Source organism: Hymenobacter sp. M1-2, assembly GCF_057808495.1.
In genome coordinates this window covers 1-25,868 of record NZ_JBTYZO010000027.1, presented here as the reverse complement: position 1 = coordinate 25,868, position 25,868 = coordinate 1, and the positions used below count along the sequence as shown (strand labels likewise).

Here is a 25,868-nt window from a genome sequence, read left to right as displayed (position 1 = left end):
CTACGCTCTTCCTTTCTCCAAAACCAAACCCAAATCTTATGTGGATTCAGCAGAAAGACTCGCCTGCCCCGCTCGACGAACTTCAGGGCCGCACGGTCGGCCTCAAGTTTGAGTGCAACCACTGCCATACCGAAGTATTCACTGACCTGATCGGCGTACCTGCTCCCGACCATTTAGCCAACTCGCTCGAAGATGATGGCCAGTTCGAGAAAGAGGAAATCAAGTGCCCCGGCTGCGAAATGATCCACGAAATCACGGTCAAAAGCACTTTCAACGGCGTGCAGTTCGACGTCTCGGAAGTCACGCCCCATAGCGTAGCCTACCAAGTGACTCACTGATTGACACGGATTTTAACGGATTTCACGGATTTTGTGGACGATTACAAAACAGCAGCACTTGCCAGTTGGCAAGTGCTGCTGTTTTGCTGGAGCAGGCCAGATGATGTCCGCGCCAGCTACAAAATCCGTGAAATCGTTAAAATCCGTGTCAATCAGTGAGTCACTTTTCTCGCTCTATTGTGTAGTTAATCAACTGCTCTAGCGAAGTACGTGAAGGCGAAGTCGGGAAGGTGTAAAGCACGGCTAACGCCTCGTCGCGGTAGCGCTCCATCACGCGAATGGCGTATTCGAGGCCACCCGACTGCTTCACGAATTCGATGACTGCCTGCACCCGGTCTTTGCGCCCGTCGTTGTTTTTGACGTTGTAAATGACGCGGCGCTTGGTGAGCCAATCGGCTTGTTGTAGGGCGTGAATGAGCGGCAGCGTCATCTTTTTCTCTTTGATGTCGATACCCACCGGCTTGCCGATTTCAGCGGTACCAAAGTCGAACAGGTCGTCTTTGATTTGAAAGGCCATACCCACTTTTTCGCCAAAAAGCCGGGCCCGTTCTATGGTTTCTTTGTCGGCGCCGGCGGAAGCGGCTCCTACGGCGCAGCAAGACGCAATAAGGGAGGCCGTTTTCTGGCGAATGATATCGAAGTACACGTCCTCGGTGATGTCGAGGCGGCGGGCTTTTTCGATTTGCAGCAACTCGCCTTCGCTCAACTCCTTCACCGCGTTGCTCACGATTTTGAGCAGCTCGTAATCGTCGTTTTCGAGGCTCAGCAGCAAGCCTTTACTTAGCAGATAGTCGCCGACGAGCACCGCAATCTTGTTTTTCCAGAGCGCGTTGATGGAAAAGAAACCCCGCCGATAATTGGATTCGTCTACCACATCGTCGTGTACGAGCGTGGCGGTGTGCAGCAGTTCGATAAGAGCCGCGCCCCGGAAAGAGGCTTCCGGCAGTGGGTCGCCGCCGCTGATTTTAGCCGTGAAGAACACAAACATGGGCCGGATTTGCTTGCCCTTGCGCTTCACGATATAGCCCATAATCTTGTCGAGCAGCAGCTGCCGCGTTTGCATGGACGCACGGAACTTCTGCTCGAATTCCGCCATTTCGGTGGCAATGGGCGCTTGTATCTGGTCCAGCGTAACGGTCATGCGGGTATTTTGGGCGCTGCAATGATACGGGGCCAGACGGGGGTTTCCTAACGGAGCAGTCGAGCTAAAGCCGTGAAGAGTTGCTGCGCGCCGCGTACTTTCGCCAAGAGCCGGCCCGGCGTGCTTCTCTTTTCCGTTTTCATATGGCTACCGAACCCATTCGCCTCGATTTTCCGCTGACCTGTGCCCGCCACAGCCGGCCTTTCTCCGCCGATGCACGTTATGTTCCTACCGGGCAGCCTAAACCAGTGATGGTGTTCGTGCATGGCTTCAAGGGCTTCAAAGACTGGGGCCATTTCAACTTGCTAGCCGATTGGTTTGCGCGGCAGGGCTTTGTGTTCGTGAAGCTGAATCTGTCGCACAATGGCCTCGTGGAAGGTGGCACCGGCGACTTGGAAGACCTCGAAGCTTTCGGCCAAAACAACTTCAGTTTGGAACTGGACGACATCGGCGCACTCCTCGACTGCCTGTTTCAAAGCCAATCGGGAATGCCAACCAACGAGTTGGAACTGACGCAACTGGCCCTCATTGGCCACAGCCGCGGTGGCGGGCTAGTGCTGCTGAAAACCGCCAAAGACCCGCGCGTAAGAGCCGTAGTAACGTGGGCAGCCATCAGCGACGTTAATCCCGGCTGGACGGATGAGCTGATGCAAAACTGGCAGCAGCAAGGCGTATACCACGTCGAGAATTCGCGCACCAAGCAGCAGTTGCCACTCTACTACCAGATAGTAGAAGACTACCACCGGAACCGCCTGCGTCTCGACATCCGTCATAATCTGCGCCGTAAACTGACTCAGCCGCTGCTCATCGTGCACGGCGACGAAGACGAGACGGTGCCGGTAGCGCGTGCTCAGCAGTTAAAGGAGTGGAAGCCTGAAGCGGAGTTGCTGATTTTGCCCAACGTGACGCACAATTTCGGTGGCGCGCACCCCTGGTCTTCAACTGAACTCCCCGTCGAAGCGCAGCAGGCAGCCGAAGCCACCGCCGATTTCTTACGCCGTGTCCTGTAGCCAAAGACTGTAGCTCGGATTTCGTTCTATTCCTTCTTAGTGCCCCGTTCAGTACTTTTTTGGCTGGTGGCTTTCGGCCAACTAACGCCACAAAAGTTGGCCGACAACAAACGTCCTTACTAGGAGAGTTTAACTTCTTACTTCTCACGTCTAAGCTCTCTACCTACTAAGCCCTGACTACATGCCTACTGCCTATCTCCTGCTCGGTTCCAACCTCGGCGACCGGACGGCCACGCTCCAGGCCGCCGTACAGCATCTCGGCGCAATTGCTGGTAGTATCGAAGCCGTTTCCAGCCTCTACGAAACCGCCGCTTGGGGGCTCGAAGACCAACCCGCTTTCCTGAACCAAGCAGTGCGCCTGCGCACCTCTCTCCTACCCGAGCCTCTGCTTGATGTGTGCCTCGCCACCGAGCAACGCGCGGGCCGGGAGCGGCGCACTCGCTGGGGAGCCCGCACGCTGGACGTAGACATTCTACTCTACGATGCGTTAGTGCTCGACACGCCGCGCCTCACGGTGCCCCACCCGCGCTTGCCCGAACGCCGCTTCGCGCTGGTGCCGCTGGCTGAAATTGCCGCGGATGTAGTACACCCAGTGCTGAGCCGCACGGTGGCCGAATTACTGGCCCTCTGCCCCGATTTATTGCCAGTGCAGCTTGCCTAATGAGGCTTTTGCAAAGGTTTGAGTGAGATGCTAATGGATACTGGCGGACGGTTGTGTAGGTATGCCGCGTTGCGTACGATGCGCGCCGCCGGGTATAGAAGCCAACATATTCCACACAACCACATGATTCGGTGCCACTTAGCCGTATTTCGGGAGGGTAGCAGCCGCTGTATTTGGGCCAGCAGCAACAGAAAGAACGGCGCGTACACAATGGCGGTATAGCGGTCCGCATCCGTTAGGCCCGTACCACTTAGTTTAAGCCAAGCCAAGGGAACCAATGGCAGCAACGTCGAGGCCAGCACAATACCAAGCAGCCGCAGGAAGCGCGGACCAGGAGTTAGTAGCGCCACGATGTTGATCAGCAGAAAAATGGCGGCATAGATTCCGTAAGCCTGCTCCGCGTGAGTGGTAAGAGGTGTCAGCCAACGCCCCATCGCGTGGCCAAAATCACCGGCGGCGTGCAACCACACTATCCAGTCGGTTTTCTCTAGATTCCGGGGATTTGCAGCTACCAATGAATAGTACTGCCATAAGCTCCCGGCTGACATCACCACCAAGCCATGCGCCAATAGCACCCACCGCTGCCGCCACGCCCGCGCCGGATACAGCAGCACCATGGCCAACCCCACGCCAGCTAGTACGAAGAAGCCCGAAACGCGCTGCAACGGCAGCAACACACCGCACACCGTAGCGAGCAGTAGCGGCGAGAATCGACCTTCCGTTCCGTAACGATAGAGAGCGTAAACGTAGCCGGAGAAGAGCAGTAGAAATATCGGCTCCGACCACAGAAAACCGGCGCACATCAGCCACGGTGTGGAGAAAGCCAAGGCCAACACATACAACCGGGCTAGCACTTTGTGCGTCAAAAACTGCTGGCCCAGACGCCCCCACAGCATCAAACTACCCACGATGCTGCCAGCTTGTAGCCACTTCCAACTAAGCGTCGTAACGCTTCCCCAACTTGATAGCAGCACCGGAAATAGAGGCGGCCATACAGTATACCGCGTGCCGTTGGGGCCTCGCAATTCACCGTCGGCCGCGAAGCTGCGGGCCGCTTCCAGATAATGCCAGGAGTCAGACGTCATAGCTACCCCATGATAGGTAGCATAAGTAAATAAACTAACCCAGATGAACGCGCCTAGTAGCAGCCACCCCCACTCCGCGCGGGACGTTTGGCGAGAGTGACTGCGCTCAAGCATCAGCTGTACTGCTTAAGCCTGCACGGCAACCGACTGCGCGCTTACTTCTGGCGCAATCTTCTTCACCAGGCCTTGCAACACTTTACCAGGGCCGCACTCCAAAAACTCGGTTGCCCCATCCTGCACCATACGCTGCACGCTCTGCGTCCAGCGGACGGGCGCGGTGAGTTGGCGTACTAGGTTTTCGCGGATTTCATCGGGGTTGGTATGGGGAGCAGCGTCTACATTCTGATACACGGGACAAATACCAACGGAGAAGGCAGTTTGCGCAATAGCTTCAGCCAACGCCGCTTCCGCCGACTGCATTAGGGGCGAGTGAAAGGCCCCGCCTACTGGCAGTGGCAAGGCGCGCTTGGCGCCAGCAGCTTTCAGCTGCTCACAAGCCAACTCAACGCCGCGCACTGAACCCGATATCACCAGCTGGCCAGGACAGTTATAATTAGCCGCTACCACTATAGTACCAGCTTCCGTAATTTCCTGGCAGATGCGGGCAGTGGTATCATCATCGAGGCCGAGAATGGCGGCCATGGTACCGGGCTGCTCCTGGCAGGCGGCCTGCATGGCCTGGGCCCGCTGCGCTACGAGGCGTAATGCATCTTCAAACTTGAGTACTCGCGCCGCTACCAGCGCCGAAAACTCACCTAACGAGTGGCCAGCCACCATCGCCGGCTTTAAATCCGGCAACACGGCAGCCAGCGCTACGGAATGCAGGAAGATGGCCGGCTGCGTGACGTCAGTACGGCGCAGGTCTTCGTCGGAACCGGTGAACATGACGTCGGTGAGCGAGAAGCCGAGGATGTCGTTGGCCTGATCCATGAGGCGCTTGGCCTCCGGATATTGCTCATACAAGTCTCGGCCCATGCCGCTGAACTGGCTGCCCTGACCAGGGAAAATAACTGCTTTCATGAGAGAGTATTGAGAAGAAGCAAAGGATGGGCCGGCAAGATAACAGGAATAAAAAAGCCCGCTGCCGGGTGGCAGCGGGCTTTTTAGATATAAGAGAGTGCAAACGAAACCGTCTAACGGGTTATTTCCACCCAGCCTTTGTAGGTACGTTTCGTGTTTTTGACATCACCAAACTCTACTTCGGCTTGGTAGTAATACACGCCTTCTACTACGCGGGAGCCGGAGCTGCCTTCGCCGCGAGTACCACCGTCCCACTTAATGAGCGGCTCTTTATCACTCTCGTAAATTTTCACGCCCCAGCGGTTGAATACCAGGAAACGCGTGCGACGGATGGGAGTAAATACCTTCGGCCGGAAGACATCATTGACACCGTCGCCGTTGGGAGTGAAGATGTTGGGTAGCAAGAAAAGTTGGCAATCTTCCTTGCACTCCACGTTGCTCCGGGCACTGCGAGTACCATTCCCATCCACAGACTCCACAGCGTAGCAACCCGCTTCCGAAGTCAGGTTACGATGCTGATACGTGGTCTGCGTACCCGGCACCGAGGCCAAGAATCGCAGAGAATCCGTTGTGTTAGTCGAGTAGTAGATGTTGTAAGAAACGATATTCCGGTTGCAGTCCGGTGGCGTGCTGCTCAGTGTCCAACTCAGGTTGTTCGTGTAAACTGGTCCTGAAACAGGCGTAACCGGCAAATCAAACAAGCGGCTGGCCAAGCTGTCGCAGTTTGGACGTTTCAGGCTCAGCACCGGCGGGCACGGAATTTCCTGCAAAGCAATGCACTGCTGCTGACTTAAGTTGATGAGCGGGTCGGGTAGCTTTGGATTGCCGTATGTACCATTGGTCGACACGTAATAGCAGTATGTCTGCCCTTTCACCAAAGGCTGCCCCGTAGTTCCCTGATCCACATACGTACCTCCCGTCGTGGTACCCGTTACGGTAGCAATCTGCACAAAGGCGGTGGCACCCGGATTTCTCCTGTAAATAGTAGTAGGCCGTAGACTGTTGTTCCAAGGTACATTATAAGTCCACCGCAGCGAAATCCGGTTGTTCACCGGATCAGCCGTGCCATCTAAGCGCACGCTCGAAGCGGGAGTAGCGGTTTCTACCAACGTAGCGGAACCTGGCTGCGCCGTAGCATTACGGATGAACTCCAGTTTGTAGATGTAAGAGCGGTTCTGCGTGTCCAGGGCGTTGTCCACGTAGATAGTGTCATTAGGGCGGTCCGTTACCCGGCTTACTTCGGTAAAGGTAGCCGTGCTGCTCTGACCAGTGGCGCGCAGCAAGCGGTACACCAGCGGCGGGTTAAAGGTGTCAACAGGTCCGGGTTTGGTCCACTTCACCGTGATGCGGCCAGTGGTGGTCGAGGTTTCATCAACCGTCACGTTAGTGAACACCGCGGGCCGGCCAGGGAATTCAACACAAGCTTCCTGCGAAGCGATGCTCTGGCCACCAGCTGGCAACGGGAAGTCAACAAATATCCGGTAGCAGTACGTTTTTCCGCGCTCCAAGCCCTGGCCGCCTCCATTATCAACGAAGGAAAGCAGGTCGGTCGTGCCCAGCGGGTTGGGATAGACCAACGTACCAATCTGAGTGTAACCTGCCTCCGGTGGAATACCCGTCTGACACGGACCAGGCATGAAGCCAGATCGATTCTCTTTGCGGAAAATCAGAATCCGGGCTCCCGGCTTGCGGCATATGTAGCTGTTCCAGGTCAGGATTACGTTGTTGCCTGCCGATGGAATGGCCGTCAGGTTCTGCGGGGGTGGTCCTATCACGGTAATGTTCCACGTGCGCACGTCTACCAACGGAATGGGGTTGGTACCAGTGGGCTGATCCCGGGCTGTAAACGTGACTGTAGTCGGAAGCTGTGCAATGTTAGAGCAGTCGGGAGTCCAGCGGAAAGTTCCGGTTGCCGTAGGAGGCCCTACGGAAGACTGGGTAAACGTAGCGGGAGGAATAATTCCGCTGTTTGCTTCTATGGTCACCGGGTTGTTGTCGGGGTCGGTAGCTGTTACGTTGCCCGTTACAGGCGTACCGGCAACAACGCATAGATCGGGCGGGATAGTCAGTATAGGACGCCGGTTGGTGGTGGCGCGCACATTAATCTGCAAGTCGCGGATAGTTTCACTGATCCTAGTCCGGATCCGACGGGTTCCTACTGTAGAGCGCCGCCATTCCTCCACTATAAACGCGACGTTGTATTCTCCCACCGTACCCGGAGAATTCCAAATGATGGTACCCGTACGCGGGTTCTGCTGGAAGATAGAAGGAGCTCCAGGAATACCATCTGGGTTACCGCTTGCTGGGTCGCTGTAAGCTACCTGTACTCCATTGCCACCACTTATAAGATTATTAGGGTATACGAAGCCAGTAGTGGAAACAGGGGTTACGACAAAACAAGGAGCGATTGGTCCATTAATACCACCGATTACCTGCTGACTGTTCAAAGGTCTGTAAGCTAGAGAATCTCCGTCAGCATCAAAGGCTCCAGGATTATGAAGAAAAACTTGGCCTACTGTGGCGTTATCAATAGCAGGCTTGGTTAGAAGCGGTGAACTGTTTTGCCCTAAACCGGGATTGATAGTGACGGTGGTTGAAATGTAGAACGACTGATTAACAGAGCCGCTAATATTAAGCACACCTTCATTGCGATTCTCTCCTATATAACTTACTGTATATGTCTCTGGCGCATTGTAGGTATGCTCAAAAAGGTAAACGTTCTGGTTGGTCTCACTGTTGATAACCGTCAGGGAAGTACGGTTGAACTTCTGTGGGGAAGTACAATCCCCAAAAAATATGGTAACCTCACTCTCATCTGGAATTTGTCCTACTGGTGTTCTTTGATAGAGCACCATCCTGAAAAAGACTCGCCGGGGATTCGCGGCATCAATCCTGGCCTGAATGTCGCCGGCGCGTAGGTGGGTGGCTTGTACCTGGGAAGCCAAGCCCAACAAGGTCAGTAGGAGGAAGCCAAGCGGCGCTCTGCGAAACAGCCAGGATAGTAAGGGAAGCAGCATATGAAAAGTTGATTGGGAAGGAGAAAAGAACTCCAGACAAAAAAGCAAACAACACCGTTGGCTACCAACAAAAATCCTGCCTGAGAGGTTACTTCTGTGTAGCCGGTCCGCTGGTTCGTCTAACGGTATCGACGGCGGATTGATTCATGGAAGATAACGCACCAACCTCACACTTTATTTGGATTGTTTCCTAGTGGGTCGGCCCGTACCTTTGGCCGATTCCCCGAACCCCACCAAAAACTCTCATTTGCTCTCATGAGTTGGATTACCAAAACCTTCTCCAGTAGCATTGGCCGCAAGATTATCATGGCCACGACTGGTCTGTTTCTCTGTTCGTTCCTGCTGGTCCACCTTCTCATTAATCTGCAGATGCTACGCCACGATGGCGGTGCTTCTTTCAACTTCTGGGCCGAGTTCATGGGTACCAATCCCGTTATCCGGTTCATGGAAATAGTGTTGATGCTCGGCTTCGCCATCCATATATATCAAGGCTTAGCCTTGGCGGTAAAAAACAAAAAAGCCCGCGGTGCCCAAGGGTATGTGGTAAGCCACCCGGAGCAGAATTCGCATTGGTCGTCCCGGAATATGGCTTTGCTGGGCACGTTGCTCCTTGTTTTCCTCATCGTGCACCTCATGAACTTCTGGATTCGCTCCCGCTTCGACGCGATGGGCGGCCTAGCCGAAGTAAGAGTCCCCAACCTCGACCACCCAGTAGGTGATTTATACTCCGTAGCAGCAGCTTCTTTCAAGATTCCGTGGTATGTAGTGCTCTATGCCCTAGCACAAATTGCCCTCGGCTATCACTTATGGCACGGCTTCCGGAGCGGCTTCCAGACTCTTGGCCTACACCACCGTAAGTATACACCGGCCATTTACATGACGGGCTATGCCTTCTCGGTCATTGTCTCCGTCTTGTTTGCTGTCATTCCGGTGGTCATGTTTTTTAGCCCCGACTACCAGCCCCGCCCCGCCACGGGCAATACTGTTGAACAGTCGTTGACCACGGAGCCCGCGCTCCGCTAGCCTTCCCACCTTTTACTTCTCTACTCATGATACTGGACTCCAAAATCCCCGAAGGCCCCTTAGCCGAAAAGTGGGAGAAGCACAAGTTCAACGTCAAGCTCGTTAATCCCGCCAACAAGCGGAAATACGACATAATCGTAGTTGGTACTGGCTTGGCGGGCGCTTCGGCGGCTGCTTCGCTCGCCGAGCTTGGCTACAACGTACAGGCTTTCTCCTTCCACGATTCGCCCCGGCGGGCGCACTCCATTGCGGCGCAGGGAGGCATCAACGCGGCCAAAAACTACCAGAATGACGGCGATTCTATCTTCCGTCTGTTCTACGATACCATCAAGGGTGGTGACTACCGTGCCCGTGAAGCCAATGTGTACCGGTTGGCGCAGGTATCGGTTAATATCATCGACCAGTGCGTAGCGCAAGGCGTTCCTTTCGCTCGTGAATATGGTGGTCTACTCGCTAACCGTTCATTTGGTGGCGCCCAAGTAAGCCGTACTTTTTACGCTCGTGGTCAAACCGGACAGCAATTGCTGCTTGGCGCTTATTCGGCCTTGATGCGGCAGATTGCCTACGGGAAGGTGAAAATGTACACCCGCACCGAAATGCTGGACCTAGTCATCGTTGACGGGCAAGCACGAGGCATCATCACTCGCAACCTCATTACGGGCGAGATTCAGCAGCACGCGGCTCATGCTGTCGTGCTAGCTACCGGCGGCTACGGCAACGTGTTTTACCTAAGCACCAACGCCAAATATTCTAATGCTACGGCCGCTTGGCGTGCGCACAAGAAGGGCGCCTTTTTTGCCAACCCCTGCTTCACGCAGATTCACCCTACTTGTATTCCGGTTTCCGGCGACTACCAGTCGAAACTGACGCTTATGTCGGAGTCGTTGCGTAACGATGGCCGGGTGTGGGTGCCGAGTACGGTGGAAATGGCCGAGCGAGTACGCAAAGGCGAAGTGAAAGCTTCCGACGTTGCCGAAGAAGATCGGGACTACTTCCTGGAGCGTAAGTACCCCGCTTTCGGTAACCTGGTACCGCGCGACGTTGCCTCACGCAACGCCAAACATATGTGCGACGAAGGCCGCGGCGTTGGGACTACCGGCTTGGCCGTATACCTCGACTTTGCCGACGCTATTAAGCGTAATGGCGCTGACTGGGTTAGCTCGAAATATGGTAACCTTTTCGCCATGTACGAAAAGATTACCGGCGAAGACCCCTACAAGCAACCCATGCGCATCTACCCAGCCGTGCACTATACCATGGGCGGCCTGTGGGTGGACTACAATCTGCAAACCACCATTCCTGGTTTGTATGCTACCGGTGAGTGCAACTTCTCCGACCACGGCGCCAACCGTCTTGGTGCTTCGGCTCTGATGCAGGGCTTGGCCGACGGCTACTTTGTAATTCCTTACACCATCGGCGATTACTTGGCGCAGACGGCTCCTAAACCCGTGAGCACTGAGCATCCAGCTTTCAAAGAAGCGGAAGCCACCGTGCGCACTCAGATTCAGAAGCTGCTCAGCATCAATGGCACCCGCAGCCCCGGCGAATTCCACAAGGCTCTGGGCCACATTATGTGGGAATACTGCGGCATGGCCCGTAGCGCCGAAGGACTGAAGCACGCGAAAGCGGAAATTCAGAAGCTACGCCGTGAATTCTGGAGCGACCTGAAGCTAACTGGCACTGGCCAAGAACTCAACCAGATGCTGGAAAGCGCCGGTCGCGTAGCTGACTTCATTGAGCTTGGCGAACTGATGGTAGACGACGCTCTGCACCGCAACGAGAGCTGCGGTGGCCACTTCCGCGAAGAATACCAGACGCCGGAAGGTGAAGCCCTGCGCGACGACGACAACTTTGCCTACGTAGCCGCTTGGGAATACGCAGGCGAAAACCAGCCGGAGATTCTAAACAAGGAAGACCTGCAATTCGAGAACGTGAAGCTCACCCAGCGGAGCTACAAATAATGGATGAGGAATGAGGAATGAAGCAGGCGGAATACGTGTTATTCTCATGCTTCATTCCTGATTCTGAGTGGATTTCCTCATTCTTCATTCATCAATTCCCACTACACAAACCATGGCCGGAAGTAACCCCAACGCCAAACCAATGAATCTCACGCTGAAAGTGTGGCGGCAGAAAAACCGCAACACCGAAGGCCGAATCGTGGATTACCAGGTAAAAGACATTTCGCCCGAGATGTCCTTCCTGGAAATGCTGGACGTACTCAACGAAGACCTGCTGCGCAAAGGCGACGAGCCGGTAGCCTTCGACCACGACTGCCGCGAAGGTATCTGCGGCTCCTGCAACCTGTTCATCAACGGCCGCGCGCATGGACCGGAGTCTGGTACTACTACGTGCCAGCTGCACATGCGCAAGTTTTCGGACGGCGACACCATTACGATTGAGCCGTGGCGCGCCAACGCCTTCCCAGTCAACAAAGACCTGAGCGTGGACCGCTCGGCCTTCGACCGGATTATTCAGGCGGGTGGTTACATCAGCGTGAACACCGGCGGTGTTCCTGATGCTAACGAAATTCCAGTTCCGAAGGACATTGCCGACCGAGCTTTTGAGGCGGCTACCTGCATCGGTTGCGGGGCTTGCGTGGCTTCGTGCAAAAATGCTTCGGCTATGCTGTTCGTTTCGGCGAAAGTAAGCCAGTTGGCGCTGCTGCCCCAGGGCCACGTAGAGCGCAAAACCCGCGTTGAAAACATGGTGGCCCAGATGGACAAAGAGGGTTTTGGTGCTTGCACCAACATTGGCTCCTGCGCCGCCGAGTGCCCCGTGGGCATTTCGCTGGAAAACATTGCCATTCTAAACCATGAATTCCTGGTAGCCAAAGCCACGTCTAATAACCTCGCGTAAGCAGTGCGGTTGTTGAAATGAAGATTAAAAAGCGAAACGGCCTGCCGTTTCGCTTTTTTAGTGCTCATACTTAGAGAGGCGAAAAGCAAGATGGCTATCTAGCAGTTTCACAACTTCTAGGCATCAAGCGGGCTTTTGTCTCTCAACTTCTTACTTGATCTGATGATAACCATACTTGCAGGCACCAACCGCCCCAATTCTCGCGCCCGGCGCGTAGCCAATCTGTATGCTCGCCTTTTTGACGAGTTGCAAGCCGAGCATCAGATTCTAGACCTCGTAGACTTACCCGCCGACGTCAGCGTATCGGCCTTGTACGGCAACACGGGCCGCCACGACGGTTTCAATGAGCTAGCCGCTATGGTGGAAGCCGCCGATAAGCTGGTACTAGTAGTGCCGGAATACAACTGCTCGTATCCCGGCGTACTCAAAACCTTTATCGATGGCCTCCCCTATTCTGGCGGCATTCGCGGAAAAAAAGCCGCGCTGGTTGGGCTAGGCACGGGTGCACAAGGAGGTATACTCGCATTAAGCCATCTCACCGACGTGCTGATGTACCTGAACACCGCCGTGCTGCCGGCGCGCGTGCGCCTGCCCTTTATCGACCAGCACCTCACGGCCGAAGGCGAGTTAACCAACGAGTTTTACCAACAGTTGCTGCGCGAACAGGCCATGCAACTCGTTGCTTTTTAGATTAAAGCAACGGCAAAAGCCTTGCGTAGCTGATATCGGTTTGCATTAGTCACGTTGCTAGGTGCTTTACTGCTGATACTGAAGGACAAATTAGCGCCAGTTGCCTCATTGCCATGTACTTTTATAGCGCTAGTGAGCGTTTCTAGGTATTCCGAACAGGACGTACATGCAATGGGTGTTTTAAACCCAAACTTGGTTGTCGAGTTTTTGTGTGCAGTTACTTTGGTCGTGTTGCTGGTTGTATTCTTCTAAAATCTTTTGAAAGATGAAGTTCCCGAAATACGCTTCGCTCTGCTTGGTACTATTCGCTACGACCTTGCTGTCCTCCTGCAAGGAAGACGAAGACTCTCGCTTTCCCGGCAACCAAGAAACCGCAGTAGGCCAGCTGGACTTAGCCTTCAACCATGTAGTGGGCGATTCGCCTCTGCAACTGAGCAGCACCACTCCTTACCGCACGCTGGCTGGCGACGATTTTACGGTCACAACCTTCCGCTACTATATTTCCAATATCAAGCTTAGAAGAGCAGACGGCACAGAATTCGTCCAGCCTGAAAGCTACTATCTAATCGACGAGGGGCTGCCCCAATCCAAAGTTTTTACTATTCCAGACATACCCGTTGGCACTTACACTGGCATCACATTCACGATAGGTGTTGACAAAGAGCGTAACACTGCGGGCGCGCAAACTGGGGCCTTGGCTATCAGCGACATGTTCTGGGTTTGGAACACGGGCTACATCTTTACCAAGCTCGAAGGACGTTCTTCTCAGTCTCCTACCGGCGCCATTATTTTCCATATTGGCGGGTCTGCAGAACCCAATAATTCAGTTCGGACTGTCTCACCGGTGTTGAGTAGCGCCGTTCAGGTTCGGAGTTCCCGCACGCAGAGAGTACAGATTAAAGCTGATGTGCTGAAGATGTTCACGGGTCCCAATACCATCCGGTTCGCAACCATCAATAACGTAATGGGTGAAGCGCCGTCCGTATTAGTGGCCAATAACCAAGCGGCGGGCATGTTTACAGTAGACCAAATCACGGACAGATAACTGCCGCTCTAGCAGCACATTTGATGAAAAGACTATTTTCATCTATTCATTTCTGGCTGCTGTCGGGCTTATTCATAGCTGCTGGCTGCCAACAGGAAGCGGAGGTAGCTGCTTCAAAAGAAATACCGGGCGCGGTGATGCCTAGCAACTTTCCGGCACCCGTATATCGGCCCGATCAAAACCCACCAAGCCGTGCTGCCTTCGAGCTCGGGCGCACTTTATTTTATGATGCGCGTCTATCGCGCACCGGCGACGTATCGTGCGGGACTTGCCACCAACAGCGCAAAGCCTTCTCCGACGCTGGCCAGCGGTTGAGTCGCGGAGTAAATCAGCAGTTTGGCGCTCGTAATACGCCAGGCTTGCAAAACCTACGCTGGAAGCCTACCTTTTTCTGGGACGGTGGCCCGAAGCACATCGAGACTATGCCCCTCGCTCCAATCACCAATCCGCTGGAGATGGACGAGAAGCTACCTAATGTGCTTCGAAAGCTCAACGCCGATACCAGCTACCAGCGTCGTTTCGCGCAAATATTCGGCGGCAACGGCCCTATCGACTCCTACCAGTTGCTGCGGGCACTGGCCCAGTTCACGGCCGCCTTCACGTCAGCCAATTCCCGCTACGACTTGTATGTTCGCCACGCAGCAGGCGGCAGCCTCAACGCGAAGGAGCTACGCGGTTTAACCGTACTGCGCCAAAAGTGCGGCAGTTGCCACGCTGGGGAGTTGTTCACGGATGAGTCGTTTCGCAATAATGGTTTAAACCGCCGGTTTCCGCTGGATTCTGGCCGGGCGCACATCACGGACCTTCGCACCGATGCTGGCCGGTTCAAAGTGCCTAGCCTGCGCAATGTGGCCCTCACCAGCCCCTACATGCACGATGGCCGGTTCTCGACATTAGAGCAAGTCCTCGACCACTACGACCACGGCATGGTAGAATCGGCGACGCTGGATGAGCAGTTCAAGCGCCCTGGTCGTAAGCCCGGCATTACGCTTACCTCTACAGAACGAGACGAATTGCTGGCATTTCTCAACACACTTACCGACGAAGATTTTATACGCAACCCAGAACTAGCTAAACAGTAGACGCGCGCCTACCGCAGCTTAGCTGTTCATCCAGAAACCAAACCTCTCCCTGAGCGCGTTGCGGCCGAGAATCAGTATCTTCAACCATTCCTTCAAAACCTCCGCATGTTCTTAAGTACTACCCGCTTGCGCTCCTGGTTTTTGACGTCGGCAGCCGCATTGCTCACGGTTGTGGCCTGTCGGAAGGATGATCCGCAACCACCCGAGCCGCCTTTGCCACCGGCTGTAGAAGGACCAGCCACGCCCTATATACTGGTATTACCTACGCAGCTGCCACAAAACGTGGTGATACCAGCCAATAATCCGCTCACGGTAGAGGGAATTGACCTGGGCCGACGCCTCTTCTACGAAACTCGCTTGTCCAGCAACAATGCCATGTCGTGCGGGAGTTGCCACCAGCAGAGCAAGGCTTTCACCGATGGGCGTGCGCGCGCGGTTGGGGTCGATGGCGTCGCGCATCCGCGCAATGCTATGTCGTTGGTGAATCTGCTTTGGGAGCCCGATCTGAATTGGGATGGCTCGGCTACTAGCCTCGAAACGCAGGCCCGCACTCCCATTGAGAATCCTATTGAGCTGCATCAATCACTGGCGGCGGGTGTAATCAAGCTGCAACAAACGAGCACCTACCCCACCTTGTTTGCCAAGGCTTTCGGCTCCAGCACCATCACTGAAGAAAATGTTCTGAAAGCTCTAGCGCAGTTTGAGCGGACGCTTATTTCGTCGAACACGCGCTATGAAAAGTCGCTCCTAGGTCAAGTTAGGCTAACGGAAGATGAGCGGGCGGGCAAGGTGCTTTTCTTCAATCACCCGGGTGAGGGCGGCAACGTAACGGCCCGCGGCGGCTCCTGCGACCATTGTCATAACGGCAACAACTTCCTGTTCACCTCCACCCGGTTTACCACGGCTGGCGGCACCACTCAGTTTTTCAACAACGGCCTGGACATGAGTTTCGCAGACCCCGGCCGATTTGGCGTCACGGGCCAGAACCCTGATCGGGGCCGGTTCCGGGTACCCACGCTCCGCAATATCGCCCTCACGGCCCCGTACATGCACGATGGCCGATTCCAGACCTTGGAGGAAGTGATAGACCATTACAACGAGCACATCCTTAGCAACAGTCCCAATGTCGACCCTATTTTGCTGCTCTCCAACACAGACGGCGGCACTAAGCTCGATCTGACAAGCACCGAAAAGCGACAATTGGTGGCTTTCCTAAAGACGCTTACTGACTCGACGTTCATTCAAGATCCGCGCTTCTCCAATCCATTCTGAGCCATTTCTAGGCATAGATAACATACCATGCAACAGAGACCTGCTACTTACTCGTCCTTCTGGCAGGTTGTGTCCTGTATTGTGGTGATTTGCACGGTGCTATCGGCAGCTGCCTGCTCCTCAGTTTCCTCCACTCATCAGCTCAGCCCCGACCAGGAAACTGGCTCTCCGCGTCGCGTACCAGTGGCTGATACCGCCGTTCGTCTGTCTGACTCTACTATAGCTGTTCCGCGCTGAAAACAGCCGCCTGGTCGGCCAGACAATAAAAAAGGGTGCGGAGGAATCCTCCGCACCCTTTTGCACCTTTAAAGTAGTGCCTTAGTCTACGTTGTCGTGTAGAAAACGGTTGTCGCCCAACAGTTCGTTGTCGTCGGAAAGGTTGAAACGGCTAATGTTGCGCTCCGACGAAGGTGTCACGTTTTCCAGTTTCACTTGCCGGCGCAAGTAAGCCGGCGTTTCCAGCTGGTCCTTGATGGCATCGTTGGTGAGGCCGTTGCTCAGCTCTTGCAGGCGGCGGCGGCGCTCCTCGGCCCGGGCATCCAGGGCCGGGCGGCCGGGCAGCGGAGCGGCAGGTTGAGCAGCTTGGTACATCACCGGGTCGGGAGCTGGCGTAGAAGGCGCGGCTACGGGCGGTACTTGCCCAGTGTAGGGCGAAGTTTCGAGGTCGAATTTTACCGGCTGCGGCTCCGGTACGGGCTGTGGTGCACTCGTGAAAGAAGGCACTACGGGCGCCGTCGTTACATCGAGCGGTTCCTTATTGAATACGTTAAGCTGCACTTCGGGCTGTGGCAGGGACGGCTCTTCCTCGCGGGTCGGAGTGGTAATGGTGTGGGCCTCGCGGGCGAAACCCGTGGCAATAACCGTTACGCGGATGCTCTGGCCCAGCGTGGCATCGATGCCGTGGCCGAAAATTACTTCCGCGTTCTGGCCGGCTTTGTCCTGGATGCACTCCGTGATTTCGGTAAGCTCGTCCATCTCCAGCTCGGCTTGGTCGCCAGACATGATGCTGAGCAGAATGCGTTGCGCACCGTGAATGTCCGTGTTGTTGAGCAGTGGCGAAGCCAAAGCCTCTTCAGCGGCCCGACGGGCGCGGTTTTCACCTTCCGTGATGCTGCTGCCCATTACGGCGGCGCCGGAGTCCTTCATCACCGTTTTCACGTCTTCAAAGTCCACGTTCACGTCGGCCGTCACCGTAATGATTTCGGCGATGGACTTGGCGGCGGTGCTGAGCACGTTATCGGCTTTGGCGAAGGCCGAGCGAATAGGCAGGTTACCGTAAATCTCGCGGAGCTTGTCGTTGAGAATCACCAGCACCGTGTCGCAGTTTTCGCTGAGCTCCTTGATGCCGTGCTCGGCCTGCTGGCGCTTTTTCTTGCCTTCGAACATGAACGGTGCCGTCACGATGCCAACCGTGAGGATACCTAGCTCCTTAGCAACTTTGGCAATAACTGGTGCGGCTCCGGTACCGGTACCGCCACCCATGCCCGCCGTGATAAACACCATTTTAGTGCCCTGGCTCAGCAGTTCCCGGATTTGCTCCCGGCTTTCGATGGCGGCTTGCTTGCCACGCTCCGGGTTGGCGCCGGCTCCGAGGCCCTCCGTGAGGTCGAGGCCAATTTGCAGCCGGTTGGGCACCGTGGAAGAAGCCAACGCCTGCTTGTCGGTGTTGCAGATGACGAATTCCACGTCCTTGATGCCCTGGCTGAACATGTGGTTCACGGCATTGGAGCCGCCCCCACCCACGCCAATCACCTTAATGATGGACTTGGATTGCGCCGGAATGTCGAATTTATAATTCATGAGGTGAATGGCTAAATGGCTGTGTGGTTAAATTGTTGGTCGTTCAACGACAACCATTTAGCAATTCAACCATTTAACAACTTAATACTGCTTGTCGTCAAAATCGTCAATCAGCAACCCTTTTGTGCGGCTGATGATGTCGCTCAGGAATTTGCTGGCTCCCGAAGGTTTTTTTGGTTCGGCAGGCTTCTGGGCTTCCGGCTTAGGCGTGGGAGCTGGCGTTGCTAGCGGGGCCGGGGCGGCTTGGTAGTACGAAGCCGCGGGTTTCTGCTCTTCGTACTGCTCGTAGCCACGGTTCATCCGCTCATCGAGCGAGCGGTAGCCGGCCAGTACGAGGCCCACCGTAGTGGCGTACATCGGCGACTTCACCGCTTCGATTTTGCTCTTGCCCAGGTGCTCGTTGGGATAGCCGATGCGCGTATCGAGGCCCGTAACGTACTCTGTGAGTTGTACCAGGTTTTGAAGCTGCGAGCCGCCACCCGTCAGTACAATGCCGGCCGCTAGTTTATCAGCGTGGCCCGTGCGCTGGATTTCAGCGTACACCAGCTCAATGATTTCCTCCAGACGAGCCTCAATGATGTAGGCCAGGTTCTTGAGCGAAATCTCCTTGGGCGCCCGGTCGCGCAGGCCAGGGATGCTCACGATTTCGTAGTCGGAAGCTTCCTCGGCAATGGCTTTACCGAACTTCACCTTGAGCTGCTCCGCCTGGTTCTGCATCACCTGGCACCCTAGCTTGATGTCGCTGGTTACGATGTTGCCGCCGAAAGGCAGCACCGCCGCGTGCCGAATGATGCCGTCCTTGAAGATAGCCAGATCGGTAGTGCCGCCGCCGATGTCAATCAGGGCCACCCCCGCCTCTTTCTCCTCATCCGACAGCACCGACATGCTCGAAGCCAGCGGCTCCAGAATCAGGTTGTCGATTTCGAGGCCGGCTTTGGTGACGCACTTGTTGATGTTGTTGATGGCCGTGCTTTGGGCCGTGATGATGTGGAAATTGCCTTCCAGCCGCACGCCCGACATGCCCACGGGGTCCATGATGCCTTCCTCGTAATCCACCTTGTAGTCCTGGGGCATTACGTGGATGATCTGGGAGCCGGGCGGTGTCACGAGGCGGTACATGTCGCCGGTGAGGCGCTCCACGTCTTCCTGCGTGATTTCGTTTTCGGCCGAGGCGCGCGTGATGCTGCCGTTGTGTTGCAGGCTCTTGATGTGCTGGCCGGCAATGCCCACATTCACAACACCAATGTTGATGCCCGACTGCTCTTCCGCCTGCCGGATGGCGCGCTTGATAGCGTCCACGGTTTTGTCGATGTTCGACACGATACCCCGCACAACACCCTCCGACACGGCTTTGCCCATGCCCAGAATTTCGAGCTTGCCAAACTCGTTTTTGCGACCCACAAGGGCGCAGATTTTGGTAGTTCCGATGTCGAGGCCGACTACAATCTTATCGTGTTGCATGGGGAAGAGGTCGGGGTAAAGCTGGCGGGTAAGAGCGGTGTGGAGAGGTACTAAGGGAGCAAAAATAGCCTTTTCAGGCCAATGGAGCGAGAAAATCTCACTCGCAAATTATTTGGTCTTTGAATTCAACGTTGACGCGGTGATACGTGTCCCAGCCCAAGGCTGGTGGAATCTGTCGGTAAAATACCATCAGTTTCGCAAATTTTTCTGAAATATTCTCAGGAAAGCCAAATTCTACTTGCTGATCTCCTATTTGTTGAGTGAAAGAGACCTTGCCATTTGCACTAATAAATACCTCCGCAACCTGGGCGCGCCAGAACGGATGTTCATCAATGTAACGGAGCAATTCGAGGTAGCGGTGCCCAGTGGAATCCTGAAAATAACCGGCGTTCAACGGCTGTCCAGCAGCCCGGGAAACGGGCACCACCCGCGCCGTAAACAACGACGAAAGCGGCAGCTTGTGGCCATCGGCATCGAGGTAGCAGTCCTGGCGGGTGTCGGTGTGTACGAGGCGGGCAATAGGGCGGTTTTGGCGCACGTCGGCGTGCAGATTGCCCGCCAGATCACGGTACACTTGCGCGTCTTTCACGAAGCTGTGGGCTTTGAGGCGAGCTTCCAGAGCGGGCAAGTTCAGTTCGGCGGGCGTGCTGCCTTCGAGGCGCTGCTGGCCGCCACGCGTGAGCAGGCTGCTGACTTCCCGCTCACTGATGAAATAATTGTTGAATTCGTTGCCAATAGTGACGATAACCTGCCCTACCGGACGGCTGGCTTGGCGCACGCCGGCAAACACGGCCAAGCCACCGAGCAGCAAGAGGCAGCCAGTGGCAAAAAGCACGTTATTTACCTTACGCTTGATTTCCATGCCACCGAAGATGTAAAATATTCTTTAAACGCGGAACAAGTTGGTCAATATCGCCAGCGCCAACGGTGGCTAATACGTCAAAATCCGTTTGGGTTTCGGCATTAGCAAGAATTTCTTCCCGGCTTTGTAACGATTTTCTGGGGGAAGTTATTTGGGACAAAATTAATTCGGACGTCACTCCTTCCAACGGTAGCTCACGGGCCGGATAAACATCCATCAGCACCACCTCGTCGGCAAGGCTCAGACTTTCCGCAAAACCGGGCGCGAAGTCGCGGGTGCGGGTGAACAAGTGCGGCTGAAACACGACGCGCAACCGCCGACCCGGATACAATGCTCGCAGGGAACGAAGGAAGGCGTCGATTTCGCGTGGATGGTGGGCATAATCATCCACGTAAACTTTGGGCTCCACTGGTGTGCCAGCCATTACGATGAACTCGAAGCGCCGCTTCACGCCCCGGTAGGCTTGCACGGCGGCTTGCAGTTTTGGCGCCGATACGCCTTCCAGTTGCGCCACGCAGGCGGCCGCCAGCATGTTTTCTACGTTGTGGTAGCCCGGCACCGCCAATGCTAGACCTTCTACCGTGCCGTGCGGCCCGTGCAGATCGAAGCGGAATTCGTGGCCTTGCGCTGTGATAGTGGCGGCGTACAGCTCGGGGCCTTGCTCGGGCGAAAGTCCGTAGCGAATAACCTGCACGCCGGCTGGAGCCGCGGCTGCCACGCTGGCATCGGCGGTGTGGTTGATGATGAGCGTGCCGCCGGGCTGAATCTGGCCCACGAACTGCCGAAACGACTCCACCAGCGCCTCTTTGTTGCCGTAGATGTCGAGGTGGTCGGCGTCGGTGCTGGTGACGATGGCGATATTGGGGTGCAGGGTGAGAAAGCTTCGGTCGTATTCATCGGCTTCCACTACAATGGGAGCGTTGCTCCGGTCCGCTGGCTTTTCGCCAGCCGACCGGTCGCCGTTGGGGGCATTTGGCCTAGCTTGGTTAGACGGCTCAGGTTCTGCTGGCGCGGACGGCGACCGGTCAGCCGGCGAAAAGCCGGCAGACCGGGGAGGGAGCAGCAGGTTCGAGCCTAGGTTCACGGAAATGCCACCCAAAAAGGCGGCGCACGGTATGCCGGCGTGGTGCAGCAAGTGGGCCACCATGCTGCTGGTCGTGGTTTTACCGTGGGTACCGGCTACGGCGATGGTGCGGTGGCCTTCTGTGAGGATGCCGAGCACCTGGCTGCGCTTGCGGATGTCGTAGCCCTGCTCGCGGAGCCAGGCCCACTCGCGGTGGTCTTTCGGAATGGCCGGCGTCAGGACGACGAGTGTTTGGTCGCGGTTTTCGCGTACGGCAGCGGGAATGCTTTCCACGGCATCGTCGAAATGCACGGCAATGCCTTCGGCCTCCAACGCATCGGTCAGGGGCGTGCGGGTTTTGTCGTAGCCCGACACTTGGTGGCCGTTGGCTTGAAACCAGCGGGCCAGCGCCGACATACCGATGCCGCCAATGCCGAGGAAGTAAACGAGCTGTTTCAAGGGAGGAGTTAGGAGTTGGGAGCTAGAAGCTAGGAGTTAAGAAGAAAGATTGGTAATGAGCAGAAGCTGTCAAGTCCGGCTACTTATCAGCTCCAGCAGCTCATCGACGATGGTGGCGGTAGCGGCGGGGCGAGCTAGTTGGCGCACGTTGGTGGCGAGTTGCTGCTGACGTGGCTGGTTCTGGAGCAGCGCTAAGGCTTCATCGTAGAGACGCTTGGGCGCTTCGACATCCGAGACGAGCAAGGCGGCGTCGCGCTTCATTAGAGCCATAGCGTTTTTAGTTTGGTGGTCTTCGGCAACGTTGGGCGAGGGAACCAGAATGCTCGGCTTGCCGGTGAGGCACAGCTCCGACACCGACAACGCCCCGGCGCGACTGACGACTACATCGGCGGCGGCATAAGCTAAGTCCATGCGTTGCACAAATTCCAGCGCGTGCAGGCCAGCGGCTACGAAAGGCGCGGCCTCTTGCTGCGCCGTGGCATAGTAGACTTTGCCGGTTTGCCAGAGCAGCTGCACGCCAGCTGCTTGCAGGCGCGGCAGCGCGGCGGCCGTGGCTTGGTTGAGCGTGCGGGCGCCCAGGCTCCCCCCAATTACGAGCAGCACTGGTTTTGCAGCATCGAGGCCAAAAAATGCCATTGCCTCGGCGCGGTTGCCGGTGGCTATTTCGGTACGCACGGGGTTGCCAGTCAGCACCAGCTTTTCCGCGGGGAAGAACTTACTCATGCCCTCGTAGGCTACGCATATTTTACTCACTCGCCGCGCCAAGAGCTTATTGACAAGGCCCGCGTAGGAATTTTGCTCCTGAATAAGTGAAGGAATGCCGCGCGAAGTGGCCGCCAGCAGCACCGGCGCCGACGCGTAGCCGCCCACTCCTACTACTACATCGGGGCGGAATTTTTCGATGAGCTTGCCGGCTTTGCGCACGGCACGCATCACCTGAATTGGAAACACGAGATTCTGCGGCGTGAGGCGGCGCTGCAACCCACTGATGTCGAGCCCCACGATGTCGTAGCCCGCCTCGGGTACGCGCGTCATCTCCATGCGGCCGTTGGCGCCCACGAACAGAATTTCCGCATCGGGTTGACGGCGGCGCAGTTCGTTGGCAATAGCCACCGCCGGGAAGATGTGCCCGCCCGTACCGCCGCCGCTGATGATGATTTTCATACTTCTTGCTTCGTTTCTCGGGGTTTGTTTTTCGTTGTTCGGCGCAGAATCAACAAGCTGTTCGGCCACGAAAAACGAACAACGAGCAACTAAAAACGAATTAAGCGTAAGCCGTTTTTCGCGGAATACGGGCGGTGTCTTCTGGCTCGCCGGTCATGGGCCGTATTTCCCGCTCGCCACGACTTACGGCTAGGATAATGCCTACGCTAATGCCGGTGAAGATGAGCGAGGTGCCACCCATGCTCAGCATCGGCAGCGGCAGGCCCGTAATGGGGCCCAATCCTACGGCTACGCCCATGTTCACCATTGCTTGCAAGACCAGACTGAAGCTCAGCCCCGCCGACAGCAAGCCCCCAAACGCGCCGTGGCTGTTCACTACGGTCTGCAACCCTCGGTAGAGAAACGCCAGGTAGAGAAACAGCACGAAGACGCCGCCCGCCATGCCATACTCTTCGATGATGACGGCGTAGATGAAGTCGGAGTAAGGGTGAGGCAGGATGTTGCGCTCGGTGCTGTTGCCGGGGCCTTTGCCCGTGACGCCGCCCGTGGCAATGGCAATGTAGGAGTGCTCCAACTGGAACGGCACCGGCTTGCTCTTGTCAAAGAAGCTTTCCATGCGCGATATCACCGTTTTGTAGCGTTGCCCGGAAGCCAGCCCCACGCCACCCACTACCACGCCAATAGCCACCATAACCGCCATTTGCTTAAGCGGCACGCGGCCGATGAACATCAGCAGCAGGCAGGTCGCAAACAGCAGCAGCGCCGTAGAGGCGTTACTCATGATGATGATGCCGCAAATCAAGCCTACCCACAGCATTACGGGCAGCAGCGTGGTGCGGAAATCCTGCACGTGCTGCTGGCGGCGGCTGAGCATGGAAGCTAGATGCGAAATGAGGGCCAGCTTGGCTAAGTCGGAGGGCTGGAAGGTTTGGTTGATGACCGGAATAGTGAGCCAGCGCGAAGCGTCGTTGAACGTGGTGCCGCCCATGAAGAACGTGAACAGCAGCAGCGGCACCGACAGCAGCAGCGCGTACAGCGACAGACGCGAGTAGTAGCGGTAGTCGATGCGGTGGGCCAGCCACATCAGCGCCAACCCCACGAAAATGAGGCTAGTGTGCTTGAATAGAATCATTTCGGTGGAGCCGGCCCGCCCCCGCAGCTCGTTCTTGTAAGCCAGCGTGCCCGTAGCCGAGTACACCACGGCCATGCTGATGAGCGAAAACAGAATCACGATGCCCCACAGCACCGGGTCGCCCTTGAGATTCTGCCGCAGCCAGTTTTTGATGATGTCCATGTTTTTAGAGCTTAGATGAGAGAGCCTAGAGCTTAGTTTTGTTCTGGTGCGAGTAATTAAGCAAAGACTAAGCTCTGAGTTATTAATTCTCAGTTCTCAATTCTGCCACCGCTGCCGCGAATTGGCGGCCTCGGTCTTCGTAGTTTTTGAATAGGTCGAAGCTGGCGCAGGCGGGCGAGAGCAGCACCACGTCGCCGGGCTGGGCTAGCGCGGCGGCGCGGCGTACGGCTTCGCGCACGTTTTGGGTTTCTTCCAGCTGGGGCACCACGTCGCGGAAGCTGGCGCGCAACTTTTCATTGTCGACGCCGAGGCAGATGAGGGCTTTTACGCGCTCCTGCGCCAGGGGCAGCAAGGTGCTGTAGTCGTTGCCCTTGTCGGTGCCGCCCGCAATCCAGATGATGGGCTGCCGCACGCCGTCGAGGGCGTACCAGGCGGCTTCCACGTTGGTGGCTTTGGAATCGTTGATGAAGCGGACCCCGTTGCTTTCCCCCACGAGTTGCAGGCGGTGGTCGGCGTTGCGGAAAGTACCTAGCCCGGTTTCGATCTGCTCAATCGAAAGACCAGCGATACGGGCGCAGAGCACGGCGGCTAGGGTATTCTGACGGTTGTGCTGCCCGATGAGCGGCGAGGCGGCCGTGCTGATTTCCTCGGTTTCGTTGTAGTAGCCCGGCTGCAAATCAATGCACAACTGGCTTTCTTCGGTGTAGTAACCAGCAAGATGATAGTCGGGCCGCTTGTGCAGGCTGAAAGGCAGCTGCTGCACCGGGCGCAACGCCGCCTGGAAGTAGCGTTGAATATTCTCGTCGTCGGCGTTGTAGATGAAGTAGCCCGAGCTGTCCTGATTGCGCATGATACGCAGCTTGGCCAACGCGTATTTCTCCATTGAGTAGTCGTAACGGTCGAGGTGGTCGGGGGTGATGTTGAGCAGCACCGACACCCAGGGCTGGAAATCGTACGTGTCGTCGAGCTGGAAGCTGCTCAGCTCCACCACGTAATACGCGTGTTGGTCTTCAATCACCTGTTCAGCCAGCGAGAAGCCCACGTTGCCGGCGAGGCCCACGTTGAGGCCAGCTTCTTTCAGCAGGTGGTAGGTGAGCAGCGTGGTGGTGGTTTTGCCGTTGGTGCCCGTGATGCAAATGCACTTGGCCTTGGTGTAGCGACCCGCTAGCTCGATTTCCGAAATGATGGGCGTGCCTTTCTCGCGCAGAGCCTGAATAACGGGCGCTTTTTCCGGGATTCCGGGGCTTTTGACGACTTCATCGGCCCGCAACACTTCCGCCAGCGTGTGCTGGTTTTCCTCGAACGGAATGCCTGCTGCTTGCAGCTTCTGCTTGTACTGCGGCTGAATCGGGCTCTTATCCGACACGAACACGGAGTGGCCCTTAGCCTGCGCCAGCAGCGCGGCCCCTACTCCACTTTCGGCAGCTCCTAGTATTACAATGTGCATAGTTGTTCTGCTGTTTTTAGCCCGCAGAGGGCGCAGAGGAGTACGCAGAAGTCGCAGAACGTTCTGCGACTTCTG

At 56.2% G+C, this 25,868-nt stretch carries 22 protein-coding genes; 11 read left to right on the top strand and 11 right to left on the bottom strand.

The features are described from left to right. Positions 1-38: 38 nt before the first annotated feature. On the top strand, positions 39-338 hold the full coding sequence (locus ACYSMN_RS21545) for a hypothetical protein (protein WP_488925987.1): 300 nt from the start codon (positions 39-41) through the stop codon (positions 336-338). 160 nt (positions 339-498) lie between these two features. On the opposite strand, the gene ACYSMN_RS21540 is transcribed toward ACYSMN_RS21545, so the two are convergent. Next, positions 499-1,479, bottom strand: coding sequence for a polyprenyl synthetase family protein (locus tag ACYSMN_RS21540; RefSeq protein WP_488925986.1), 981 nt, complete (start codon positions 1,477-1,479; stop codon positions 499-501). A 143-nt stretch (positions 1,480-1,622) separates the two neighbouring features. Between ACYSMN_RS21540 and ACYSMN_RS21535 the strand changes: the two genes are divergently transcribed. Then, complete coding sequence (locus ACYSMN_RS21535) at positions 1,623-2,489, top strand: alpha/beta hydrolase family protein (protein WP_488925985.1); 867 nt, start codon at positions 1,623-1,625, stop codon at positions 2,487-2,489. Positions 2,490-2,670: 181 nt separating this feature from the next. Next, positions 2,671-3,150: a 2-amino-4-hydroxy-6-hydroxymethyldihydropteridine diphosphokinase gene (gene folK / locus ACYSMN_RS21530; RefSeq protein WP_488925984.1), complete on the top strand. Its 480-nt coding sequence runs from the start codon at positions 2,671-2,673 to the stop codon at positions 3,148-3,150. Here folK and ACYSMN_RS21525 read toward each other — a convergent pair. The 3 genes from ACYSMN_RS21525 to ACYSMN_RS21515 all read right to left on the bottom strand — a co-directional run bounded on the left by ACYSMN_RS21525 (position 3,147) and on the right by ACYSMN_RS21515 (position 7,366). Further along, on the bottom strand, positions 3,147-4,235 hold the full coding sequence (locus ACYSMN_RS21525; protein ID WP_488925983.1) for a hypothetical protein: 1,089 nt from the start codon (positions 4,233-4,235) through the stop codon (positions 3,147-3,149). The two genes, folK and ACYSMN_RS21525, sit on opposite strands and share 4 nt — an antisense overlap. Before the next feature lie 126 nt (positions 4,236-4,361). Further along, entirely contained in the window at positions 4,362-5,255 is an 894-nt protein-coding gene (gene fabD / locus ACYSMN_RS21520; RefSeq protein WP_488925982.1) for an ACP S-malonyltransferase, read from the bottom strand. A 113-nt stretch (positions 5,256-5,368) separates the two neighbouring features. Next, positions 5,369-7,366 carry a T9SS type B sorting domain-containing protein gene (locus ACYSMN_RS21515; RefSeq protein ID WP_488925981.1) on the bottom strand — a complete coding sequence of 666 codons (1,998 nt, stop codon included), beginning with the start codon at positions 7,364-7,366 and terminating at the stop codon, positions 5,369-5,371. Positions 7,367-7,954: 588 nt separating this feature from the next. Between ACYSMN_RS21515 and ACYSMN_RS21510 the strand changes: the two genes are divergently transcribed. The 8 genes from ACYSMN_RS21510 (at position 7,955) to ACYSMN_RS21475 (ending at position 16,243) form a co-directional block, all read left to right on the top strand. Next, on the top strand, positions 7,955-8,173 hold the full coding sequence (locus tag ACYSMN_RS21510; RefSeq protein ID WP_488925980.1) for a hypothetical protein: 219 nt from the start codon (positions 7,955-7,957) through the stop codon (positions 8,171-8,173). 354 nt (positions 8,174-8,527) lie between these two features. Then, positions 8,528-9,295 carry a succinate dehydrogenase cytochrome b subunit gene (locus ACYSMN_RS21505; RefSeq protein WP_488925979.1) on the top strand — a complete coding sequence of 256 codons (768 nt, stop codon included), beginning with the start codon at positions 8,528-8,530 and terminating at the stop codon, positions 9,293-9,295. A 26-nt stretch (positions 9,296-9,321) separates the two neighbouring features. Continuing rightward, positions 9,322-11,256, top strand: coding sequence for a fumarate reductase/succinate dehydrogenase flavoprotein subunit (locus ACYSMN_RS21500; RefSeq protein WP_488925978.1), 1,935 nt, complete (start codon positions 9,322-9,324; stop codon positions 11,254-11,256). 142 nt (positions 11,257-11,398) lie between these two features. Next, a complete protein-coding gene (locus ACYSMN_RS21495; RefSeq protein ID WP_488926033.1) occupies positions 11,399-12,154 on the top strand; it encodes a succinate dehydrogenase/fumarate reductase iron-sulfur subunit in 756 nt (251 codons plus the stop codon). A gap of 162 nt (positions 12,155-12,316) precedes the next feature. Beyond that, positions 12,317-12,844 carry an NADPH-dependent FMN reductase gene (locus ACYSMN_RS21490; protein ID WP_488925977.1) on the top strand — a complete coding sequence of 176 codons (528 nt, stop codon included), beginning with the start codon at positions 12,317-12,319 and terminating at the stop codon, positions 12,842-12,844. A gap of 265 nt (positions 12,845-13,109) precedes the next feature. Beyond that, positions 13,110-13,889, top strand: coding sequence for an MbnP family protein (locus tag ACYSMN_RS21485; RefSeq protein ID WP_488925976.1), 780 nt, complete (start codon positions 13,110-13,112; stop codon positions 13,887-13,889). Positions 13,890-13,912: 23 nt separating this feature from the next. Beyond that, positions 13,913-14,971 (top strand): cytochrome-c peroxidase, encoded by a 1,059-nt coding sequence (locus ACYSMN_RS21480; protein ID WP_488925975.1) that lies wholly within the window; start codon positions 13,913-13,915, stop codon positions 14,969-14,971. Positions 14,972-15,076: 105 nt separating this feature from the next. Then, positions 15,077-16,243, top strand: coding sequence for a cytochrome-c peroxidase (locus tag ACYSMN_RS21475; protein WP_488925974.1), 1,167 nt, complete (start codon positions 15,077-15,079; stop codon positions 16,241-16,243). Between the two features lie 318 nt (positions 16,244-16,561). Here ACYSMN_RS21475 and ftsZ read toward each other — a convergent pair whose 3' ends face one another. From ftsZ to murD, 7 genes are all read right to left on the bottom strand, one after another. Beyond that, positions 16,562-18,043 carry a cell division protein FtsZ gene (gene ftsZ, locus ACYSMN_RS21470; protein ID WP_488925973.1) on the bottom strand — a complete coding sequence of 494 codons (1,482 nt, stop codon included), beginning with the start codon at positions 18,041-18,043 and terminating at the stop codon, positions 16,562-16,564. 81 nt (positions 18,044-18,124) lie between these two features. Further along, complete coding sequence (gene ftsA, locus ACYSMN_RS21465; RefSeq protein ID WP_488925972.1) at positions 18,125-19,504, bottom strand: cell division protein FtsA; 1,380 nt, start codon at positions 19,502-19,504, stop codon at positions 18,125-18,127. A 97-nt stretch (positions 19,505-19,601) separates the two neighbouring features. After that, positions 19,602-20,366 carry a cell division protein FtsQ/DivIB gene (locus ACYSMN_RS21460; protein WP_488925971.1) on the bottom strand — a complete coding sequence of 255 codons (765 nt, stop codon included), beginning with the start codon at positions 20,364-20,366 and terminating at the stop codon, positions 19,602-19,604. Next, on the bottom strand, positions 20,350-21,888 hold the full coding sequence (locus tag ACYSMN_RS21455) for a UDP-N-acetylmuramate--L-alanine ligase (RefSeq protein ID WP_488925970.1): 1,539 nt from the start codon (positions 21,886-21,888) through the stop codon (positions 20,350-20,352). Before ACYSMN_RS21455 ends, ACYSMN_RS21460 begins: the two co-directional genes overlap by 17 nt. A gap of 69 nt (positions 21,889-21,957) precedes the next feature. Continuing rightward, on the bottom strand, positions 21,958-23,052 hold the full coding sequence (gene murG, locus ACYSMN_RS21450; protein WP_488925969.1) for an undecaprenyldiphospho-muramoylpentapeptide beta-N-acetylglucosaminyltransferase: 1,095 nt from the start codon (positions 23,050-23,052) through the stop codon (positions 21,958-21,960). 100 nt (positions 23,053-23,152) lie between these two features. Beyond that, entirely contained in the window at positions 23,153-24,346 is a 1,194-nt protein-coding gene (locus ACYSMN_RS21445; protein ID WP_488925968.1) for an FtsW/RodA/SpoVE family cell cycle protein, read from the bottom strand. Between the two features lie 82 nt (positions 24,347-24,428). Further along, positions 24,429-25,868, bottom strand: a 1,440-nt coding sequence (gene murD, locus ACYSMN_RS21440; RefSeq protein ID WP_488925967.1) for a UDP-N-acetylmuramoyl-L-alanine--D-glutamate ligase, incomplete at its 5' end; no start/stop codon positions are given.

Bases quoted from the DNA above. Each gene is read 5' to 3' on its own strand.
- ACYSMN_RS21545 (WP_488925987.1), top strand. From the start codon at position 39: ATGTGGATTCAGCAGAAAGACTCGCCTGCCCCGCTCGACGAACTTCAG.
- ACYSMN_RS21540 (WP_488925986.1), bottom strand. From the start codon at position 1,479: ATGACCGTTACGCTGGACCAGATACAAGCGCCCATTGCCACCGAAATG.
- ACYSMN_RS21535 (WP_488925985.1), top strand. From the start codon at position 1,623: ATGGCTACCGAACCCATTCGCCTCGATTTTCCGCTGACCTGTGCCCGC.
- folK (WP_488925984.1), top strand. From the start codon at position 2,671: ATGCCTACTGCCTATCTCCTGCTCGGTTCCAACCTCGGCGACCGGACG.
- ACYSMN_RS21525 (WP_488925983.1), bottom strand. From the start codon at position 4,235: ATGACGTCTGACTCCTGGCATTATCTGGAAGCGGCCCGCAGCTTCGCG.
- fabD (WP_488925982.1), bottom strand. From the start codon at position 5,255: ATGAAAGCAGTTATTTTCCCTGGTCAGGGCAGCCAGTTCAGCGGCATG.
- ACYSMN_RS21510 (WP_488925980.1), top strand. From the start codon at position 7,955: ATGCTCAAAAAGGTAAACGTTCTGGTTGGTCTCACTGTTGATAACCGT.
- ACYSMN_RS21505 (WP_488925979.1), top strand. From the start codon at position 8,528: ATGAGTTGGATTACCAAAACCTTCTCCAGTAGCATTGGCCGCAAGATT.
- ACYSMN_RS21500 (WP_488925978.1), top strand. From the start codon at position 9,322: ATGATACTGGACTCCAAAATCCCCGAAGGCCCCTTAGCCGAAAAGTGG.
- ACYSMN_RS21495 (WP_488926033.1), top strand. From the start codon at position 11,399: ATGAATCTCACGCTGAAAGTGTGGCGGCAGAAAAACCGCAACACCGAA.
- ACYSMN_RS21490 (WP_488925977.1), top strand. From the start codon at position 12,317: ATGATAACCATACTTGCAGGCACCAACCGCCCCAATTCTCGCGCCCGG.
- ACYSMN_RS21485 (WP_488925976.1), top strand. From the start codon at position 13,110: ATGAAGTTCCCGAAATACGCTTCGCTCTGCTTGGTACTATTCGCTACG.
- ACYSMN_RS21480 (WP_488925975.1), top strand. From the start codon at position 13,913: ATGAAAAGACTATTTTCATCTATTCATTTCTGGCTGCTGTCGGGCTTA.
- ACYSMN_RS21475 (WP_488925974.1), top strand. From the start codon at position 15,077: ATGTTCTTAAGTACTACCCGCTTGCGCTCCTGGTTTTTGACGTCGGCA.
- ftsZ (WP_488925973.1), bottom strand. From the start codon at position 18,043: ATGAATTATAAATTCGACATTCCGGCGCAATCCAAGTCCATCATTAAG.
- ftsA (WP_488925972.1), bottom strand. From the start codon at position 19,504: ATGCAACACGATAAGATTGTAGTCGGCCTCGACATCGGAACTACCAAA.
- ACYSMN_RS21460 (WP_488925971.1), bottom strand. From the start codon at position 20,366: ATGGAAATCAAGCGTAAGGTAAATAACGTGCTTTTTGCCACTGGCTGC.
- murG (WP_488925969.1), bottom strand. From the start codon at position 23,052: ATGAAAATCATCATCAGCGGCGGCGGTACGGGCGGGCACATCTTCCCG.
- ACYSMN_RS21445 (WP_488925968.1), bottom strand. From the start codon at position 24,346: ATGGACATCATCAAAAACTGGCTGCGGCAGAATCTCAAGGGCGACCCG.